Raw genomic sequence first — 20,622 nt, forward strand, 5'->3', positions numbered from 1 at the left:
GTTCAATTGCATACATGGGCTGGGACAAATGCGGGTGTAATTCCTGTTTAATACCGGACTTGTCACGGTTAATAAATAGTTTTTGAACTGTTAATTGAGTTGATGTGCTACTGTTTTTATTATGTTTAATTGAAGTGGTGTTTTTGCAAAATATGTCTCCAATTATGAAAAAAAATCTAGAACCTTGTGCTTTCTCCATTAGTGTTTACTAGAATACTCGTTGGATAGTAGGTCGTTATAATTATTCAAATAGGCCTTGGCACCAACATCATTCACTATGGAGTTACCATGAGTAACCAAGCTGTAAATAAGGCACCATCATCGAAGCCGAGCGGGATGGAGCGCTTTTTAAACTTTATCGAGAGGACAGGTAACAAAATTCCTGATCCTGCGATTTTGTTCTTCTGGGCATTGATCATTACTTGGGCGGCGTCAGCACTTTTGTCGAATGTATCATTCGATCTTCCAAACCCTCGAACGGGCGAAGCTCTTACTATCACCAACTTACTTACGGGCGAAGCGCTAGCAAGTTTCCTTGCTAATATGGTGACGACGTTTACTGGCTTTGCGCCACTGGGTATCGTACTTGTCGCAATGCTAGGTGTGGGTGTTGCAGATTCTTCGGGTTTTATTACGACGGGTCTTAAGAAGATGCTGAACTTCACGCCAGCTAAGCTTCTTACTCCAATGCTTATTTTGGTTGCCATTGTATCGCATACTGCGGCAGATGCAGGCTATGTTCTGGTTATTCCTCTTGGCGGTATTATCTTCCATGCGGCAGGTCGTCACCCTCTAGCAGGTATTGCGGCAGCATTTGCAGGTGTATCTGGTGGCTTCTCTGCAAACTTTATCCCTTCAGGTATAGATCCACTACTAGCAGGCTTTACGCAAACTGCGGCGCAGGTTCTTGATCCTGAATACGTGGTTAACCCATTAGCGAACATCTTCTTTACTGGCCTATCTTCCATCATTATTGTAGCGATTGGTTGGTACGTGACAGAAAAAATCATTGAGCCTCGTTTGTCAAAAATGCCAATTGATGACGATGCGGAAACTGCGCCAAACCTAGGTTCATTTACTGAACTGGAATCAAAAGCATTCCGTTATGCAGGTTGGGCAATGATGGCGGGTATTGCTTTACTTGTTGCAGCGTTAATTCCAGAAACATCAGCACTACGCTCGCCTGAAGGTGAAATTACGGCCTTCTCAGCACCGATCATGAAGTCTATCGTTCCGCTGATCTTTATTCTGTTTATCATTCCTGGTTACGTTTACGGTAAAGTGTCTGGAACGTTCAAGACCAGCAACGACATTATCAAAGCGATGGCTGACACCATGTCAACCATGGGCGCATACATTGTAATGTCGTTCTTCTGTGCTCAGTTCTTATCTGCATTTGCTCAGTCAAACATCGGTACGATGCTAGCGTTGTATGGCGCAGAAGGCTTAAAAGCGATGAACCTACCAGGTGAAGTGACCATCATCGGTATGATCCTTCTAACCGCGTCTGTAAACCTACTTATTGGTTCGGCATCGGCAAAATGGGCTTTAATTGGTCCAATCTTAGTGCCAATGCTAATGGCGGTTGGTATCTCGCCTGAGCTGTCTCAAGCGGCTTACCGTGTGGGTGACTCTGTATCGAACATCATTTCGCCTCTAATGGTATTTTTCCCTCTTGTAGTGGTTTACTGTCAGCGTTATGTGAAGTCGGCTGGTATCGGTACGCTTGCGTCACTAATGATGCCATTCTCGATCGCAATGCTGATCGGTTGGTCTATCTTCCTAGTTGCTTATTGGATGGTAGGTATCCCGCTAGGCATTCAAGCTCCTTACACTTACACAATGTAAAAACGTGTAGGGTGTGAAAGCCGCTAATTGGCAGCCAAAAAGCGCAGGTCTTCGATCTGCGCTTTTTTGTTCTCGTAAAACGAACATCGATAGGTCTTGTAACTAGTTTTTTGGAGTTGCAGACTTTGTCCCGTGATGTGTTGCTGTAGTGAAACCGAAGTTGGTGATAAAATTCCTGACTTCAATCGTTTTTTGTTTCTTTGGAGCCTCCTTTGTCTAACCATCCGTTTACCCCTCAAGATGAATTGTTTATGCGCAGAGCGATGGAGCTTGCTGAGCAAGCAGAAGCTGAGGGGGAAGTACCTGTTGGCGCAGTGCTTGTCAAAGATGGTGAAATTATCGCTGAGGGGTGGAATCGCTCTATTGGTACTAATGACGCTACCGCACATGCTGAGATCCAAACGCTGCGTAAAGCAGGCCAAAAGCTAGAAAATTACCGCCTTCTGGATACGACGTTATATGTAACACTTGAGCCATGCCCAATGTGTGCCGGAGCCTTATTGCATAGCCGCGTTAAGCGGGTTGTTTTTGGAGCGCCAGATTTAAAAGCTGGAGCAGCAGGAACAGTGCTTAATTTGTTTGAAAGCCAAGCCGCTTACCATTACGCCTTAGTTGAAAAGGGGCTGCTAGAAAATGAGTGCCGTACTCAGCTACAAGCGTTTTTTAAGCGCCGCCGAAAGGAAATTAAAGCGAAGAAGCAAGCACAAAAAGCATTAGAAAATCGAGAGAGCGAGCAAGGTAGTGGGAGTAGTGAGGGCTAGCAAACACCTACAACGTGGTAGATGTTTGCTTGGACGCACTAGTGATTGACTAAATGTACAAAAACACGATTACGTGAACTTACTTTCTTTTTCATACATGTCAGTTTACGTTTACGTCGGATAGCAGCTACTGTGTTATTTAAACGCTTTGACTGCACTCTACGTCTTCTCATATTCAAAACCTCCTGCAGACAAGACTTATACCAGTAAAGCGCGGCTCATCGATGCTTGGCAATAGGCTCGATAATCGCACTAAACATTGTATGGTTTAAACGTTCTTCATTTGACTTCTGCATTGCACAGAGCCAGCAAACAATTTCAATACGATGCTTAATAATAGGAGTGACGTTATTTCGGCAGAGTGTAGCCGAAAGCGCCGCTTCATCAAGTGAGCTAAACCATGTGGTTGTAAAGTAATCTGTTACAAAGCAATCAGTTTTACTAACGATGAAGAAAAGGCGACCAACCAAAGGAATGGTTGAGTGTGGTTGGTGTCACTCAGAATATTGGAGTCTAGATAAGTTTTCGTTAGGACTCAACAAAAATGACGAGCTTCATAGGCTCGTCATTTTTTAGTTTACCGCGGGTTTATTCTTCAATGCTTTCTTGTTCGGTGTCTTCTTCAACCGTGACGTCAGAAGCGCCAGAGACTTGTTCTACGACGGTCTCTACTGCGCCCGATATCAAAATGTCGGGGTTGAGCGGCGGAATCACTTGCAAGTCATCGCTATTCTCATCAATCGCTGGCTGTTGGCTGACATGACCAATGATGGATTGGTAGTAACGTCGAATATTTTCTACGTAATTACGCGCTTCATCGCCTCTGGCGTACCCATAGCGAGTTTGGCTGTAATAGCGCTTCTGACGCAGTAAAGGCAGCCTATCTTTTACATCGGCCCAAGCGTTCGGATCGCCACCTTGTGCTTTGGTGAGTCGTCGTGCGTCCATCATGTGGCCGTAACCAATATTGTATGAAGCTAACGCAAACCATATTTTTTCATGCTCGTTGATGCTATCAGGCACGCGACCTACAATGCGACGTAAGTACTCGACACCACCACGAACAGATTGCTCAGGGTCTAAACGGTTTGTTACCCCGACGCTTTTCGCTGTTGGCAGAGTAAGCATCATCATCCCCCTAACACCCGTTGGCGATTTTGCTGTTGGTTTCCAATGTGACTCTTGATAAGCCAATGCTGCAATTAAGCGCCAGTCGAACTCTTCGCTGTATTTTTGGAATAAAGGTGCCCATTTAGGCAATTTGTCATCCAGAGCTCGAATGAATGCGCGAGTATCAACGTAGTCAAATGCTTCAATATGACCAATGTACTTTTCTTCGAGGGTGGACAGTTCTCCTGATTGTTTGATGTTACCGAAAAACTCTATCAGCATCGCATACAAACTTTCGTCTTCAGAACGTCGAGTAAACCAAGACACTGGTTGATCTTCTGTAAGTTCAAACGCGAGCGCAAGATCGGGGTAGAGGCGTTGAGCTAGGGAAAGTTCCACCGAATCAGTCACAGTAAAACGTAACTCACCCGTCGATACGTATTTGAGTAAGTCTCTCGTGTCAGCATCACCAACAATTTCAAACTGAAGTTCTGGATACTGCTTCTTTAACGCTGTTAGGGTCGGAACATATTGCGATTGTTCAACGATCTTTAATGTTTGAGCGCCTGCATTTGTATCTTCGTCGGACTCGTCGTCTTTCGAGGCTTGGTATTCAATGAGTTGTTCGATATCACGTGGTCGAAGTTGCCCTTTTTTATATACCACTTGTTGGCTTACATAATAATAGGCAGGGCCTGGTCTAAATCGTTTGACTGCTTGTGACGTTTGATTTAAACCCGTAGCGATGATATCGATATCTCCTTTCTTAAGAGCAGGAAAAAGCTCAGCCTGGCGAAAGGCTGGTTTAATCTCGAGTTTGACGCCGAGCTGCTCCGCAAACTGACGCGCCAATTCGTAATCCAACCCTGCGGGACCATCGGGACCTATGTAGTAGGAAAGCTGATTGTTTAGCGTGCCAACACGAAGCACACCACGTTCTTGAATTTTTTCAAATTCACTTTTGGGCTCCGACTCAATCTGGCAAGCAGAGAGTAAAAGAACAGAAACTAAAATTAGAGCACTGCGCTTGAGCCGGTTGAAGTGACTTATTTGCATTAATAGGTACATCTTGGAAAATTTCTATTTGCCTTTATATCAAAGCGAGCTCATGGGGCAAAGTGAATCACACACTTATAACGTGACATTGTGTGTTTTATCGACATTTTAGTTGTAATTCAAATTTGACAAAAAAAATGACGCAAACGGTTGCTTTTGGTGTTACATCACAAAAATAATTACTATATAATGCGCTCGCAATGACGAGGTGGAATCGGCATAGGTTCGACAGGGCTTATTTTAAGTGTCTGAATTTATTCCAATATCACCTTAATCAATTGCATAAGAGACCTAAGCACATGAGAATTTTGCGTGGCTCCCCAGCTCTTTCTGAGTTTCGTGTTAATAAACTACTGGAACTTTGTCGTGAACAAGATCTGCCCGTAACTGGCATTTATGCCGAGTTTATGCACTTTGCCGATCTAAAGTCAGACCTTGATGACCAAGAGTTAGAAAAACTTGAAAAGTTACTAACTTACGGCCCAACCATCGAAGAGCATGAGCCAGAAGGTCTTCTACTTCTTGTTACGCCTCGTCCAGGCACTATCTCGCCTTGGTCTTCTAAATCTACCGATATCGCTGTTAACTGTGGTCTGGATAAAGTGAAACGTCTAGAGCGTGGTACGGCTTATTATGTCGAATCTTCAGTTGTTCTATCAGAAGCTCAAGCTGACGCTGTTAAAGCGTTAATTCACGACCGCATGATGGAAACAGTATTCACAGCATTTGAAGCCGCATCAGTATTATTTACTGTTGCAGAGCCTAAGCCTGTCGCACATGTTGATATCTTAGCTGGCGGTCGTCTTGCGCTTGAAGAGGCAAACGTTTCCCTTGGCTTGGCACTCGCAGAAGATGAAATTGATTACTTGGTAGAGAACTTTACTAAGCTTGGGCGTAACCCAAACGACATTGAATTGATGATGTTTGCTCAGGCGAACTCAGAGCATTGTCGCCACAAAATTTTTAACGCAGATTGGACTATCGACGGGGTAGATCAACCTAAGTCTTTGTTCAAAATGATCAAAAACACTTTTGAAACGACACCTGACTATGTACTGTCTGCATACAAAGACAACGCAGCCGTTATGACAGGTTCTAAAGCGGGGCGTTTCTTCCCTGACCCTAAATCTCGTCAATACACGTACCACCATGAAGATACGCACATCTTGATGAAGGTAGAAACGCACAACCACCCAACGGCAATCTCTCCATGGCCGGGCGCATCGACTGGCTCAGGCGGTGAAATCCGTGACGAAGGCGCGACGGGTATCGGCGGTAAGCCAAAAGCGGGTCTGGTTGGTTTTACAACCTCTAACTTACGTATTCCTGGTTTTGAACAGCCATGGGAAACCGACTTCGGCAAGCCGGGTCGTATTGTAAATGCGTTAGACATCATGCTTGAAGGCCCTCTAGGAGGCGCGGCATTCAACAACGAATTTGGTCGTCCAAATCTATTGGGTTACTTCCGTACTTACGAAGAAAAAGTCACTTCTCATGCGGGTGAAGAAATTCGTGGTTACCACAAACCAATCATGATTGCTGGTGGTATGGGTAACATCCGCGATGAACACGTACAGAAGAAAGAGATCCCTGTGGGTGCGAGCCTAATCGTACTTGGTGGTCCGGCAATGAACATCGGTCTTGGTGGTGGTGCGGCATCTTCCATGGCATCTGGTCAGTCAGCAGAAGATCTGGACTTCGCTTCAGTACAGCGTGAAAACCCAGAGATGGAACGTCGCTGTCAGGAAGTGATCGACCGTTGTTGGCAGTTAGGCGACGACAACCCAATCGCATTTATCCACGATGTGGGTGCAGGCGGTATCTCTAACGCATTGCCTGAACTTGTCGACGACGGTGAGCGTGGCGGTAAGTTCCAATTACGCGATGTACCAAACGATGAGCCGGGCATGAGCCCACTGGAAATCTGGTGTAACGAATCACAGGAACGTTACGTTCTAGCGGTAGCGCCAGAAAACATGGAAGCATTCGACGCCATCTGTAAGCGTGAACGCGCACCGTATGCAGTGGTGGGTGTGGCGACAGAAGAGCGTCATCTAACGCTAGAAGATTCTCACTTCGACAATACGCCAATCGATATGCCAATGGATATCCTGCTTGGTAAGCCACCGAAGATGCACCGTGACGCAACCACACTAAAAGTGGAAAGCCCTGCCATTGTTCGTGATGGTATTGAGCTTAATGAAGCGGTGGATCGCGTACTTCGTCTTCCTGCTGTTGCAGAAAAAACATTCCTAATTACTATCGGTGACCGAACAGTAACGGGTCTGGTTGCTCGTGATCAAATGGTTGGCCCTTGGCAGGTACCAGTAGCAAACTGCGCAGTAACAGCGGCAAGCTACGACACTTACCATGGCGAAGCAATGTCGATGGGTGAGCGCACGCCAGTGGCATTACTAGACTTTGGAGCATCCGCTCGCCTAGCCGTTGGTGAGTCACTAACTAACATTGCGGCAACAGACATCGGTGATATTAAACACATTAAACTGTCTGCGAACTGGATGTCTCCAGCGGGTCACCCAGGTGAAGATGCGGGTCTTTACGAAGCAGTGAAAGCGGTTGGTGAAGAATTGTGTCCTGCTTTAGGTTTGACTATCCCAGTTGGTAAAGACTCCATGTCGATGAAAACCAAGTGGGAAGAAAACGGCGAGAGCAAAGAAGTCACATCTCCACTGTCGCTAGTTATCACGGCATTTGGTCGTGTGGAAGACGTACGTAAGACCGTGACTCCACAACTACGCACTGACAAAGGAAATACTTCTCTAGTTCTTGTTGACTTGGGTAACGGCAAAAACCGCTTAGGTGCGACAGCATTGGCACAAGTATACAAACAGCTGGGTGACAAACCTGCTGACGTAGATAATGCAGAGCAGCTAAAAGGCTTCTTTGATGCAATGCAAGCGTTAGTAAGTGATGACAAGTTAGTGGCCTACCACGATAAAGGCGACGGCGGTCTGTTTGTTACACTGGCTGAGATGGCGTTCGCGGGTCACTGTGGCGTAAAAGCGAACATCGCAGAACTGGGTGACGATGCGCTAGCCGTTCTATTTAACGAAGAGCTAGGTGCGGTTGTTCAAGTTAAGAATGATGATCTAGATTCAGTTCTATCTACTCTGGCGGCAAACGGCTTAGAGGCATGCTCACATGTGATTGGTTCTGTTGAAGCTTCAGACGACTTTGTTATCACTTCTGGTGATGCAGTTGTGCTTGAACGTTCACGTACCGAACTACGCGTTATCTGGGCTGAAACAACGCATAAGATGCAAGGTCTACGTGATAACCCAGCGTGTGCAGACCAAGAGCACGAAGCTAAGAAAGACAACTCTGACCCTGGTCTAAACGTTAAGCTCAGCTTCGACGTAAATGAAGACGTAGCAGCACCGTACATTGCGAAAGGTGCTAAACCTAAGATGGCAATTCTACGTGAGCAGGGCGTTAACTCCCACGTCGAAATGGCAGCAGCGTTTGACCGAGCTGGTTTTGAAGCAACCGACATCCATATGAGCGATATCCTAACAGGCCAAGCGGTACTGGATGAATACCATGGCCTAGTAGCTTGTGGTGGCTTCTCTTACGGCGACGTACTAGGTGCGGGTGAAGGTTGGGCTAAGTCTATCCTGTTTAACGCACAAGCTCGTGAACAGTTCCAAGCCTTCTTCAACCGTGAAGAGACGTTCTCTTTAGGTGTATGTAACGGTTGTCAGATGCTATCAAACCTGAAAGAGCTGATCCCAGGTGCAGACTTGTGGCCACGTTTTGTGCGCAACGAATCTGAGCGTTTTGAAGCGCGCTTTAGTCTAGTTGAAGTTCAGAAATCTGATTCTGTATTCTTCGACGGCATGGTTGGTTCGCGTATGCCAATCGCGGTTTCCCACGGAGAAGGGCGTGTAGAAGTACGTGATGCAGAGCACCTAGCAGCGATTGAAGCATCAGGTACGGTTGCGGTTCGTTACGTGGATAACCTCGGTAACCCAACACAACAATACCCGAACAACCCGAATGGTTCGCCAAACGCGATTACCGGTTTAACAACAGCAGATGGTCGCGTAACTATCATGATGCCTCACCCAGAGCGCGTATTCCGCACAGTTGCAAATTCTTGGGCTCCGGAAGGTTGGGGTGAAAATGGCGCTTGGATGCGTATGTTCCAAAATGCTCGTAAGAATATCGGTTAATTAACCAAAGGTTAATCTAGCTTAAGTAAAGCGTTGGTTGAGAGATCAGCGCTTTCTTTTTTCTTATCACTCTTTTTTCTTCGTCGCTCTTTCTAGTGACTTGGCGAAATGTTGCTTTGTTCTGCCTCTTCTTTGTCATCTATTATCTAGCGTAAAAAACTTGCAGCGTTTAGATTACTTTTATGCTCTAATACCGCGCTTACCAAGGGATGGTGTTAAACAGCTCAGCTTAGATGGAGTTATCAAGTTGACCGAATCCCTGATTGATCCCTAAATCCCTTAGGAAATGAAAGAAATGTCTAAGAATCCAAAATTTGCTATCCGCGTCACTGAAAAACGTAACGGCTGGAGCGCAGAAATCACTCGCCAAGTGACATCTCGTAAGACTGTAGTATCAAAGCGTGAAACAGGCTTTGACAGCGAAGAGAAAGCACAAGCTTGGGCTGAACAAGAACTGGCTGGGTTTATCCAAAACCAAGTGGTTCGTAACGAGCGTAAAGCAGCGCAACGTCAAGAGCGTGAAGCAGAACAACTAGCGGCAAAAGTTCGTAAAGAAGAAGCCCGCAAAGCACGTGAAACCGAAGTAGACACTGACGAAGAATAAGTTTAAATCGGTGAGATGGTGACGTTACCCATCAAACAAATAGTGAAAATGCCCTGAGTTTTGTCTCAGGGCATTTTTTATTTATATCGGCTAAAAACAATCCGATGATACGGACAGGCTAAACGTGCCGTCTTCAGGGGCTGAAAATTGTTTATTGCCAGGAAGAAGGTGAGGGTTATTAGCATAAGTGCGATGTGTCGATTTGACCTTTGCAGAATGTCTTTCCGGTAAATCAAAGTGTTGTAAGCCGTCAGATAGATCGTTTGCTTCACCGTAGTCGAAATGTGTTGCGACGTCTTTGGGCTGCTTGGCGTAACGACAGTGATCCGGCTTACCATCTTCGTGCCAAGTTAAAGAGTTAGTTTTTGCATCTAGATTCAGGTTATTTGCTGTTGGCTGTGCGTAAAAATCTTCTGAAACTTGGTGCTTGCTTTGTTCTTGTAAGTAGTCTGCAATGTTCTCAGAAGCTTGCGCTAGGCTACCTACAGGGAAGAAGCAAATCAGAAGAAGCCGTGTTTTTAGATTGTTCATAATGTGTATGCAAGCAAAAGGAAATGATAATACTGATAAATAAAACGGCGTGCAATTATGGCCATTGGATACGATATAACAGGGCAGTTAATGTCTGCCCTGCATCTTTTAGGTATGGTTAGTATTGATAAGTGAGGTGCAGTTTGACTTCGCGACCAGGCGAAGGCACGCCATTAGATAGGTATGCTTCGTAGTAACGATCGGTTAAGTTTTTCACAACCGCGCCAACGCTCAAGCCTTCGACTTGTTGTATTTCCCAAACCACGTAAGCGTTTTGTAGCGTGTATTGCTCACTTGGCGATTTCACTTTTAAATTGTTACCGCTTGCCTTGGTTTTGGTTTGCGCATCATACCAACGGACTTCCCAGCCCGTACGTAAACCAGGAATCCATTCGTAACCTAAACCCAGATTAATGTTTAATGGCGGTACATCAGGATGATCATCATCTGAACCTGTAGAGTCAGATAGGCTACCTTTGTTTTTGCCGCGAATGTAACTTGCTGAGAAATTACTGTAGAAATCTTCAATCCGGTATTGTGAAATTAGCTCAAAGCCATAGTTTTTAAAGCCATCTAGGTTAGTATTCCAGCTTTGTAACTCAGTAGTATTTTTGTCGAGGTTTTCGCCCGTTCGTATATCAACTGTGTCGCTAACATCGTTATAGAACATAGTTAACTCTGTTGCGAGGTTATCGCGAGAGTTCACCAGCCCTTCCGTTAAGTTGATAACGCTTGCTTGATAAGCATGGATACGAGACACGTCCAGATTCAAAGCAGTAGCCGTAGCGGTAGCTCGCGCATATTGCACTGAGTAGATGTTATCAACGGTTGGTGCTTTTAAAGCGTAGGCGTAGGAGGCGTTTAAACGCGTATTATTGCTCGCATCAAAGTCGATATCCAAACGTGGGCTAAAGCCTTTATGCGTCGTTTCACCGTAGTCATGTCCGGCAGCTGGATCATTATAATCCGGTGCTGCGTTCCCTTTTCCTTCACTCTTGATGTATTCGTAACGCAGAGAAGGTGTGATTGTTAGGCGGTCTGTTGCTTGATAGTGATCAGCAATGTAAGCGGCATAAATTGACTGCGTGCCAGATGGTTCGTAGTAAGGGGTGTACCAACCGTAGTTTTTCGCTTCATTACTGTCGTATGATGCGTTGAATACTAACGAGTCTCTATCGGTTTTTTGATATTGAAGCCCAGTGACTAGAGTGTGGTCTCCGAATTGCGCTTGGTTAAACACATCAACGTAATCACGCTCGTAACTCAGCCATGACTCATGACCGTAACTGCCAACAGAAACGAACATTTTCTCGAATGCTACGTCAGGGCGAACCCAATGACGATCGTTTTCGGAACGTGCCATTTTGATATTGAAATCAATATACGGGTTAGTCGGCATGTAGTGGTAAGAGATGGTCGTGGTGTTGTCCGTGTATTTGTTATCGACGGTGTAAGCGTATTGGGCTTTTTCTAATGAGCCGTATTTCTTGATATTGTATTCGGTGATGTTAGGCATTTTTCCGCGGCGGTTAGCCCAAGGTTTACGACCTTCATCTTTGTAGCGAGTGTGGCTAATTTCAAACTCGTGATCGTTGTTTTCATAACCGACCTTTACGAGCATGTTTTCTTGCTCATAACCTGAGTAATCCAGCGTTTCACCACCTCCGACTTTAATGTCATCAGAGTCTTTTACCGAGCCATTCGCTAGAAAATAAAAACCAGTATCGTTTTTACCATAGAGTGTTAGCGTGTAGGCGTTCTCATCGCCGTTGGTGTTGTATGCACTTGAGATGCGGGCACCAAAGTTTCTTTCGCCGTACAGGAGATCATCGACACTTTTGGTTTTAATGCGAATGGAGCCACCAAACTTCCCGTTGAGTGCTCGATAGTCGTGCGCGCCCTTGATAATTTCTGCTTCGCCAATTAAGAACGGATCAAAAAAGAAGGTACCGTAGCGGTATTGTTGAAAGCCAATTGGAGCGCCATCGACAAAGACGGCGATATCGCTTGGATCATCAAAACCACGAATGTTAATACGTTCGCCACCAGAACGACCGCCACCATCTATTGATGCACCGGGAACGGCATCGATCATTGAGGCAAAATTAGAGTACTGTTGCTCTTCAATCTCTGACCAATTAATGGTGGTTTGCGCAGGCTCAGCAATGGTAATAGGTTTGGCATAACGAACGCCTATGACTTCAAGCTCTTCATTTGGCGCTGTCTCGGCATATGAATAAAGAGGGAAGAGCAAAGCCAGTGAAATGAGATTTACTTTGAATGGATGACTTTTTAATCGTTTCATATTGATGATTTATAGTGTTTTTATGAAGCTCGGATTATAAGAACATTATTACGATTAATAAATGATAATGAGATTAATTATCAAATGTGTTTTTGCGATGGCTTGTAAAGTTTTTTATCCATTCGTGGAAACTGCGATGAGTATCGTTAGCTTACATAAAACAAAAAGCCCAGCATCATGGACGCTGAGCTTATTGGCTTTAAACAAGATAGTGCGAGCACTGTTGCTCCTTTTGAGCTAATCAGGCGCCTACTTGGTAGGAATTACTGAGTTTCTAACGGTATCTGTCCGGTGGTCAGCGGCTCGGCATCGAATTCAGTGAGGCCTTCAATATAGCTTTCGACTGCTTGCTCTAAAGCATTATCACCTTGGTTAAAATAGGCAAGGTGGAAAATTGCATCGCCTTCGTTCACCAATGGTAATGTTTGTTGACCGATAACCAAACCACGCTTCGGGGCTTTTAGTTCTATCTCATCATGACCAAGAGGAGAGCTAATATAAGCGAGCGTTTCCCCCTGTTCTACTTTATCTCCCAGATTAACGACAGTACGCAAAATGCCGTTACCTGACGCGCGAACCCAGCTGGTGGACTTCGCTATGATAGGCTCAGGCAGCTTTTTCCTGCTCGCACGCAACATACCAATGGCTTGCATTACGCGCCGAACCCCGAGTACACCAGCGCTTATCGAAAGTGGATCAAAACGCAATGCTTCGCCAGCTTCGTAGGTGAGCACTGGAATATCGCATTTTTCTGCTTCACTGCGTAAAGAGCCATCACGCAATGCTGAATCAACAATCACTGGCGTCGAAAATGCTTGAGCAATACGTAGAGTTTCTGGGTTGCTTAAGTTTGCGCGAATCTGTGGCAGGTTCGTGCGATGAATTGCCCCTGTGTGTAGATCCAAAATGTAGTCACAACGCTTGGCAATGTTGTTAAAGAACCCGTGTGCCATACGAGATGCAAGTGCGCCTTTTTCACTGCCAGGAAAGCAACGGTTGAGATCTCGTCGGTCGGGCAAGTAACGAGATTTATGGATGAAACCAAAAACGTTAACGATAGGTACTGCAATGACAGTGCCTTTCAGTTTTTGTGGATCCAGTTGGTTAATGATCTGACGAACGATTTCTACGCCATTAAGCTCATCACCATGGATAGCAGCATTCACCATTAACACTGGTCCTTCTTGTTTCCCATGGATGATTTCCACAGGAATAGATAAAGGCGAATGTGTATATAGCTTCGCTGCTTCAAATTCGATCTCTAATCGTTGTCCTGGTTGTATTTGATGTCCTAAGAGCTCAAACACTTTGCTTTTTTTACTTCTGGCCATAAACCATCTCTGTCAAATGCGTCACCAGCAATGTAACAATTGCTGCAAAATCGCACTAATCATTCTCATTAAGGACACGACAAATTACTTTAATCGTCATGCGTGAAATTTTGGTGTGTGTGAAGTTTTTGTTTTCAATATGATCTTTTCTATCAGTTTAATACATAACAAGACATAGAGATGAGAGCGCAATAATAGCCTTAAAAAATGTGACTGTATTAAAAATAATACTGTTCATGGAGGACAAAAAAACGGACTTTTAACCCTACTTTTTATCCGATAATATCCGCGCCGAATTTGAGGTTTCACACTTTCTAACTAGAGGTTTTGATGAAAAAGGTAATTGCTAAAATTGGTGCATTGACTGCGGTAGCAGTTTCACTTTCAGGTTGCGTAGGTAGTAATGCCGTGACAGGTTATGTCATGGGATTTAACTTGAAAGCTGTTGACAACCGTTACGCTCGAGGTGGCCTAAATATGCTTTTAGCGCCTGTTTATGGTGTCGCGATCGCAGCGGATTATATCGTGTTTAACTCTCTAGAATTTTGGACGGGTAAGAACCCGTTAAATGGTAAGCCACATATCTTCGATACAAAGGTAGATACTTACATTGATGTCAACCACCAGTTAGATAAGTCGTTAACGACGGCACCAATCGCACCATTAGCGGATAACCGTGTCATTGAGCAGGGGCGAATGCAGCAAATCGATGAGAACACTGTTCAAATGGATATTACTTACAGTAACGGTGAAAAGGCGACACTCATGGGTGTACGCGATGGTGAGTTTGTTACTTACTACATTGATGGTGAAGTTGCTGCACAAACCTCAATGGATGAGTTAGCCGCTTACGCGCAAAACCGTGTGTAGTTGGGTTCAACTAAACCAAAAAAAGGGTGCCGTATGGCACCCTTTGTCGTTTTTCGTGATTGAATTATGCTTTCTCTGGAATCGCTTCTAAAAGCGCGACCATCTGTTCCCAGTACAACTGAACAGTATCAATCTTCACTTTCTCATCTGGAGAGTGAGGGAATTTTATTGTTGGACCGAAAGAAACCATATCCATGTGTGGGTATGGTTCTTTAAATAGGCCACACTCAAGACCAGCATGGATGACCATGATGTTCGGCTTATGACCGTAAATGCCTTCATACATATCACGGAAAATTGCCATGATCTCGGAATCTGCATCTGGCTTCCAGCCAGGGTAAGCGCCTGAGAACTGAATTTGTGCGCCTGCTAGCTCAGTAATCGAGCGCAGCATGCTTTCCACTTGGCTACGGCCAGAGTCAATGAGAGAACGAATCAAGCAAAGCACGGTGACTTTATTTTCTTCTGTGCTGATCACACCAACGTTTAGAGAAGTTTCAACAACGCCTTCCACCTCATCACTCATACGGATTACGCCGTTTGGACAAGCGTTAAGTGCCGCAATGAATCGTTGCTGATCGGCGATTGAAAATACTTGCGCGTCAGTCGTGATCACTTCATTAAAGGTTACGATACCTGTTTCGATTTTACCCAATTCAGTTTTAAGCAGCTCAGTGTAGTGGTTGAACAGCTCAGCAAGCTTGTCTTGGTTTTCGACAGGAAGCGCGACAGTAACAAACGCTTCGCGAGGGATTGCATTACGTAAGCTACCACCACGGAATTCGACTAAACGTAAATCAAGCTCTTGAGCATGACCGGCAAGGAAACGACCAAGTAATTTGTTGGCATTACCGCGACCTGTGTGAATGTCACAACCTGAGTGACCACCTTTTAGGCCTTTCAGCGTCAGTTGGCGTGTTACAAAACCTGCAGGCGTTGATTCTCGAGAAATATCGAAAGTCATGGTGCCATCAACGCCACCTGCACAACCCATGTAGACTTCGCCTTCTTGTTCAGAGTCTGTATTTAGAAGAATCTCACCCTCTAACCAACCAGCTTCAAGGCCAAATGCGCCAGTCATGCCTGCTTCTTCATCAATCGTCAGCAGAACTTCGAGTGGACCGTGCTTAATATCTTTAGATGCCAATACAGCAAGGCAAGAAGCCATACCAATACCGTTATCTGCACCAAGCGTCGTGCCTTTCGCAGTTACCCATTCGCCATTGATGTAAGGTTGGATTGGATCTTTGGTGAAGTCGTGTTCAGTGTCTTCGTTTTTCTGCGGCACCATGTCGATGTGTGCTTGAAGTACAACAGCCTTCTTATTTTCCATTCCTGGTGTCGCGGGCTTTTTGATGAACACGTTACCGGTTGGATCACGGCGAACGTCAAAGCCTTGCTCTGTTGCCCAGTTGATAATGTACTGTGCTAATGCTTCTTCATGTTTCGATGGATGAGGGATAGAACAAATCTTATCGAAAAACTGCCAAAGTGGAGCAGGTGATAAGGTACTGATCTCAGAATGGAACTCAGACACGGATGACTCCTTTTGATGTGCTTTGCCAAATATATACCGTAAAAATATTATCAAGGTAGCATTAAATGCTATACGACTTGGCCTTCAAATTGCCGTTAGCATACCACCAGATAAAGAGTACGAGTAGTCGCGATCACAAGGATTTCTCTCAGAACTGTCACAGTTTGTGAATACAATAACAAGCACTATGTGTTCTCTATCATATATTCTGAAAGTGGCTTTATTTTTTAATTCATAAAATTGTAATTTAATTACACATAAACTTTGATAAAGGTCAATTTGTGCATTTTTTGTGATTCCAATCACTAAAATGCTTGTAATTAAATTTCTTGGTGGTATATTTGTAACCAGCTTCTGAGAGAAGAATGAAATGCTCAAAGGATGAGTCCGTTTTATCGCCTCCAAGGAACCGAGAAATCAACGAATGTTTAATTGATTTAAAAGGTGATAGTTATGAAAGGTTTACCAAGTACAATGTTCTGGAATAGCAAGTCTGTTTACACCGGTAACTTTGTATACCCAACAAGCTTTGGCTACTAAGTGAAGTCAACGCATGTGACTCGAACAGTTTGTTCACCCCTATAAATTGGAATTTTTTTTCAGTGATAGTGCTGACATGATTCACCGCCACCCAAATTGGGTGGCGTTTTTTTATCTCTATTTTCTCTTCCTGACTCACTTATTGCCATCAAAGCCTTCTTCTATTCCCCATTCTTCGGTTTTATCGACTTTTCCATCAAATCTGTTAGATACCATGTTTAAAATGGGCCTTTTTCATCTGAAAGTTTAGTACATTGCTCAGTTTTTATTCTCTTTTAGAGAACTGTGTTATCTGGGTTACCTATTGTTTTATAAGAATATATTTCTTTGCTTGCTATGATAGATTAGAGAATGTGTTTCATATCCAAAGAAAAAAAACGCATTAGAGTGAAGATTCTATCTAGAATTTGCTATTTGATAACTTTATAATTCCCGCCAATCGATTACGCAACCGTTTACTTTTTACCTTTACAGGATTCGATCATGCTCGAGAGGCTTTTTAAACTCAGTGAAAATGGCACAAATGTGCGCACTGAGATCATTGCAGGTGTTACGACCTTCCTAACTATGGCTTACATTATTTTTGTAAACCCAGCGATCCTGTCGGATACCGGTATGGACCGTGGCGCCATTTTTGTCGCGACTTGTCTTGCTGCCGCAATCGGCTGTTTTATCATGGGATTTGTTGCCAATTACCCAATCGCACAGGCACCAGGAATGGGCCTGAACGCATTTTTTACTTACTCTGTTGTATTGGGAATGGGTTATACGTGGCAAGTTGCGTTGGCGGCTGTATTTGTTTCTGGCCTTCTGTTCATTCTTTTAAGCGTATTTAAGATCCGTGAGTGGATTATTAACTCGATCCCGCATTCTCTACGAACAGGTATTTCAGCTGGTATTGGTCTTTTCTTAGCGTTTATCGCATTAAAAAATGCAGGTATCGTCGTTGATAACCCAGCGACATTAGTTTCTATGGGAGAGATCACATCATTGCCATCTGTATTGGCCGCGATTGGCTTCTTTCTTACGATTGCATTGGTTCACCGTGGTGTGAAAGGTGCGGTGATGATCGCCATTCTTGGCGTTACAGCGCTTGGTCTTCTATTTGGTGATGTGCAGTGGGGCGGTATTATGTCAACGCCACCAAGCATTGCGCCAACTTTCATGCAACTGGATTTCTCTGGTTTGTTTGAAGTAGGCATGATTTCCGTCGTATTTGCTTTCCTATTTGTCGATTTATTTGACACCGCAGGTACGCTCGTTGGCGTTTCTCAAAAAGCAGGTCTAACTGATGAGAATGGCAACATCCCTCGTTTAAACAAAGCGTTACTTGCTGACTCAACAGCAACGTCAGTAGGTGCATTACTTGGTACCTCTAACACGACATCTTATATTGAAAGCGTTTCTGGTGTGGCTGCGGGTGGGCGTACTGGTCTAACAGCCGTGGTTGTTGGTGTACTCTTCCTACTTGCTCTATTGTTCTCACCACTTGCGGGTATGATCCCTGCTTATGCAACGTCAGGTGCGCTATTCTATGTGGCGATCTTGATGCTGTCTGGGCTAGTAAGCATTGATTGGCGTGACCTAACTGAAGCGTCCCCAGTTGTTGTGACTTGTTTAGTTATGCCGCTAACATTCTCGATTGCAGAAGGTATCACGTTAGGCTTTATCGCATACGCGGCGATCAAATTATTCAGCGGCAAGGGCCGTGAAGTGTCGATGAGTGTATGGGTGATGTCAGCCATCTTCATCGTTAAATACCTCGTCGGTTAATTTCTCGAGCAAAAAGCCAGTGTGGATTTATTCACGCTGGCTTTTTCTTTTTTACGTTGTTCACAGAAGACGGTTTTTCTGCGGAATAGGCAGAGAATTTTGATATCACCGTTGGTATTAGCGGTGTGTTTCGGTAGAATAATCGTTTGCGCAGCTTGACATCCTCGTCTCCAAACATTTTGGAGAAGTTAGTGAGCATTCCGCTTTTGAGTGACTTCGCTAGATTTTGAGGATGCATATTTTCAAATTATTAGGTTATTACAATGAGTAAAAAATTCATTATCACTTGGGATGCAATGCAGACTTACTGCCGTGAACTGGCTGAAAAACAAATGCCAGCTGAGCAATGGAAAGGAATTTGGGCGGTAAGCCGCGGCGGTTTGGTTCCTGGCGCTATTTTGGCTCGTGAACTGGGTATTCGTTACGTTGATACAATCTGTATTTCAAGCTACGACCATGATCATCAGCGCGATATGACGGTACTAAAAGCACCTGAAGGTGATGGCGAAGGTTACCTAATCGTTGAAGACCTAGTAGACAGTGGTGATACAGCGCGCAAACTACGTGAGATGTATCCAAAAGCGAAAATGATCGCTGTGTGTGCGAAACCATCAGGCAAAGAGCTGCTGGATGATTACGTTGTAGATATTGCTCAAGACACTTGGATTGAGCAGCCTTGGGATATGTCAATCCAGTATGCTGAGCCAGTAAACCGCAAGCAAAAATAAGCGCGGTTAAAGAATATTGAGAAATGCCCCTTTATAGGGGCATTTTTTTTATTATGATATTAAATCATGCTAATAGCCTAGGGTTCTTCCTATGTCTGAAGACGTCAGTAAAAATCTTTCCGAAACTTTGTTCGTGAAACATAAGCAAGCAAAAGAAACCTCCGCGCTTACCCAGTACATGCCGACCAGTAAAAAAATACTTGATGAACGAGAAGCGCAGGGTGATCGTGCTTGGTATCGTCATTTGCGTCGCTTGCAATGGGCTTGGCAAGGATTGTCTCCGATCGAAATGGAAGGCGTACTGTCCAAAATTGCTTCATCTTCTCACTCGCGAACCAATGATGATTGGTTAGACACTGTAATGGGTTATCACGGTGGTAACTGGACATTTGAGTGGATCAAGCTTGGTATGGATCATCAGAAGCGAGCAAATGAAATGCAAGGAGAAGAGGCAGCGGATGAACTCTTCACTGCTTCTTTGTGTTTTAGTATTGCAGGCTACCCACATTTAAAAAATGACAACTTGGCATCGCAAGCTCAAGTTCTGGCAAACAAAGCGTATTCTGACGGCGCAGAAAAAACTAAGTACACCATCAAGCAAATTGAAGTGCCTTACCAAAATCGCAAAATCATCGCGAACCTCCATTTACCAAGAACGGATAAACAGTTGCCTGTGGTCATGGTGAGCGCTGGTTTGGATACTCTACAAACCGACATGTGGCGTTTGTTCCGTAATCGTCTTGCACCGCGAGATATTGCGATGTTAACCGTGGACATGCCTTCAGTTGGGCATAGCTCTCATTGGCCCTTGACCGAGAATTCAAGTTGCCTACATCAAGCGGTATTGAATGAGCTTTACTCGCTACCTTGGGTTGATCATCACAAAGTGGGGTTAGTTGGGTTTCGTTTTGGTGGTAATGCCATGATCAGACTCTCTTTTGTCGAGCAAGAAAAGATCAAAGCTTGTGTCGCTCTAGGCGCGCCCGTACATGATATTTTTACTTCCCCTCAGAAGTTACAAAAAATGCCGAAGATGTATTTAGATCTTTTGGCTTCCCGTTTGGGGAAAAATGCGGTTGATATTAATAGCATGGCTGGTCAGATGATGGCGTGGTCATTGAAGGTTCAGGGCTTCCTGAGCAGTCGAAAAACCAAAGTGCCTATTTTGGCTTTGAGTCTTGAAGGCGATCCAGTGTCGCCACACAGTGATAATCAACTTGTTGCTCTATTTAGCCAGTATGGTAGAGCGAAAAAAATCAGTTCCAAAACAATTACAAAAGGATATGAGCAATCCCTCGATTTAGCCATAAAGTGGCTAGAAGATGAATTATTAGGGTGACAATTCTCCTAAATTAGTTAAGAGTGATATATCTGAGCAAAAAATAAGCTCATGATAATTAAAAATAATAATCATTCTTGGGTGTTTACTTTTAAC

At 44.4% G+C, this 20,622-nt stretch carries 13 protein-coding genes; 8 read left to right on the forward strand and 5 right to left on the reverse strand.

The window, feature by feature from the left end; translation table 11 throughout:
* The first annotated feature begins 288 nt into the window (after positions 1–288).
* Positions 289–1,848 (forward strand): AbgT family transporter, encoded by a 1,560-nt coding sequence (locus R7P35_RS15980; protein WP_005383758.1) that lies wholly within the window; start codon positions 289–291, stop codon positions 1,846–1,848.
* A 251-nt stretch (positions 1,849–2,099) separates the two neighbouring features.
* Entirely contained in the window at positions 2,100–2,609 is a 510-nt protein-coding gene (gene tadA / locus R7P35_RS15985) for a tRNA adenosine(34) deaminase TadA (RefSeq protein WP_373920882.1), read from the forward strand.
* 588 nt (positions 2,610–3,197) lie between these two features.
* Here the strand turns inward: tadA and mltF are convergent.
* Positions 3,198–4,775, reverse strand: coding sequence for a membrane-bound lytic murein transglycosylase MltF (gene mltF, locus R7P35_RS15990; protein ID WP_031777268.1), 1,578 nt, complete (start codon positions 4,773–4,775; stop codon positions 3,198–3,200).
* Between the two features lie 299 nt (positions 4,776–5,074).
* Here mltF and purL point away from each other — a divergent pair, with 299 nt between their 5' ends.
* Positions 5,075–8,968 carry a phosphoribosylformylglycinamidine synthase gene (gene purL, locus R7P35_RS15995; protein ID WP_213904941.1) on the forward strand — a complete coding sequence of 1,298 codons (3,894 nt, stop codon included), beginning with the start codon at positions 5,075–5,077 and terminating at the stop codon, positions 8,966–8,968.
* A 295-nt stretch (positions 8,969–9,263) separates the two neighbouring features.
* Positions 9,264–9,572: a DUF3622 domain-containing protein gene (locus R7P35_RS16000; RefSeq protein ID WP_025998700.1), complete on the forward strand. Its 309-nt coding sequence runs from the start codon at positions 9,264–9,266 to the stop codon at positions 9,570–9,572.
* A 90-nt stretch (positions 9,573–9,662) separates the two neighbouring features.
* On the opposite strand, the gene R7P35_RS16005 is transcribed toward R7P35_RS16000, so the two are convergent.
* The 3 genes from R7P35_RS16005 to R7P35_RS16015 all read right to left on the reverse strand — a co-directional run bounded on the left by R7P35_RS16005 (position 9,663) and on the right by R7P35_RS16015 (position 13,739).
* The gene (locus tag R7P35_RS16005) at positions 9,663–10,103 is read right to left on the reverse strand and encodes a DNA-directed RNA polymerase subunit beta (protein WP_104975923.1); all 441 of its coding nucleotides are present in this window, start codon (positions 10,101–10,103) and stop codon (positions 9,663–9,665) included.
* Between the two features lie 118 nt (positions 10,104–10,221).
* Positions 10,222–12,408, reverse strand: a complete 2,187-nt coding sequence (locus tag R7P35_RS16010) for a TonB-dependent receptor domain-containing protein (protein ID WP_104975924.1) — start codon at positions 12,406–12,408, stop codon at positions 10,222–10,224.
* Positions 12,409–12,671: 263 nt separating this feature from the next.
* A complete protein-coding gene (locus R7P35_RS16015) occupies positions 12,672–13,739 on the reverse strand; it encodes a succinylglutamate desuccinylase/aspartoacylase family protein (RefSeq protein ID WP_042521202.1) in 1,068 nt (355 codons plus the stop codon).
* 330 nt (positions 13,740–14,069) lie between these two features.
* Between R7P35_RS16015 and R7P35_RS16020 the strand changes: the two genes are divergently transcribed.
* Entirely contained in the window at positions 14,070–14,609 is a 540-nt protein-coding gene (locus R7P35_RS16020; RefSeq protein ID WP_104975925.1) for a DUF3332 domain-containing protein, read from the forward strand.
* Between the two features lie 64 nt (positions 14,610–14,673).
* Here the strand turns inward: R7P35_RS16020 and R7P35_RS16025 are convergent, their stop codons facing one another.
* The gene (locus R7P35_RS16025) at positions 14,674–16,146 is read right to left on the reverse strand and encodes an aminoacyl-histidine dipeptidase (RefSeq protein WP_042521203.1); all 1,473 of its coding nucleotides are present in this window, start codon (positions 16,144–16,146) and stop codon (positions 14,674–14,676) included.
* Positions 16,147–17,169: 1,023 nt separating this feature from the next.
* Between R7P35_RS16025 and R7P35_RS16030 the strand changes: the two genes are divergently transcribed.
* From R7P35_RS16030 to frsA, 3 genes are all read left to right on the forward strand, one after another.
* A complete protein-coding gene (locus R7P35_RS16030) occupies positions 17,170–18,459 on the forward strand; it encodes an NCS2 family permease (RefSeq protein ID WP_005381592.1) in 1,290 nt (429 codons plus the stop codon).
* A gap of 263 nt (positions 18,460–18,722) precedes the next feature.
* Entirely contained in the window at positions 18,723–19,187 is a 465-nt protein-coding gene (tet(34), locus tag R7P35_RS16035) for an oxytetracycline resistance phosphoribosyltransferase domain-containing protein Tet(34) (RefSeq protein WP_005381590.1), read from the forward strand.
* A gap of 91 nt (positions 19,188–19,278) precedes the next feature.
* Entirely contained in the window at positions 19,279–20,526 is a 1,248-nt protein-coding gene (gene frsA / locus R7P35_RS16040; protein WP_186584441.1) for an esterase FrsA, read from the forward strand.
* Positions 20,527–20,622: the final 96 nt, after the last annotated feature.

The organism is Vibrio sp. Vb0304 (genome assembly GCF_033338995.1).
GTDB classification, from domain to species: domain Bacteria; phylum Pseudomonadota; class Gammaproteobacteria; order Enterobacterales; family Vibrionaceae; genus Vibrio; species Vibrio alginolyticus.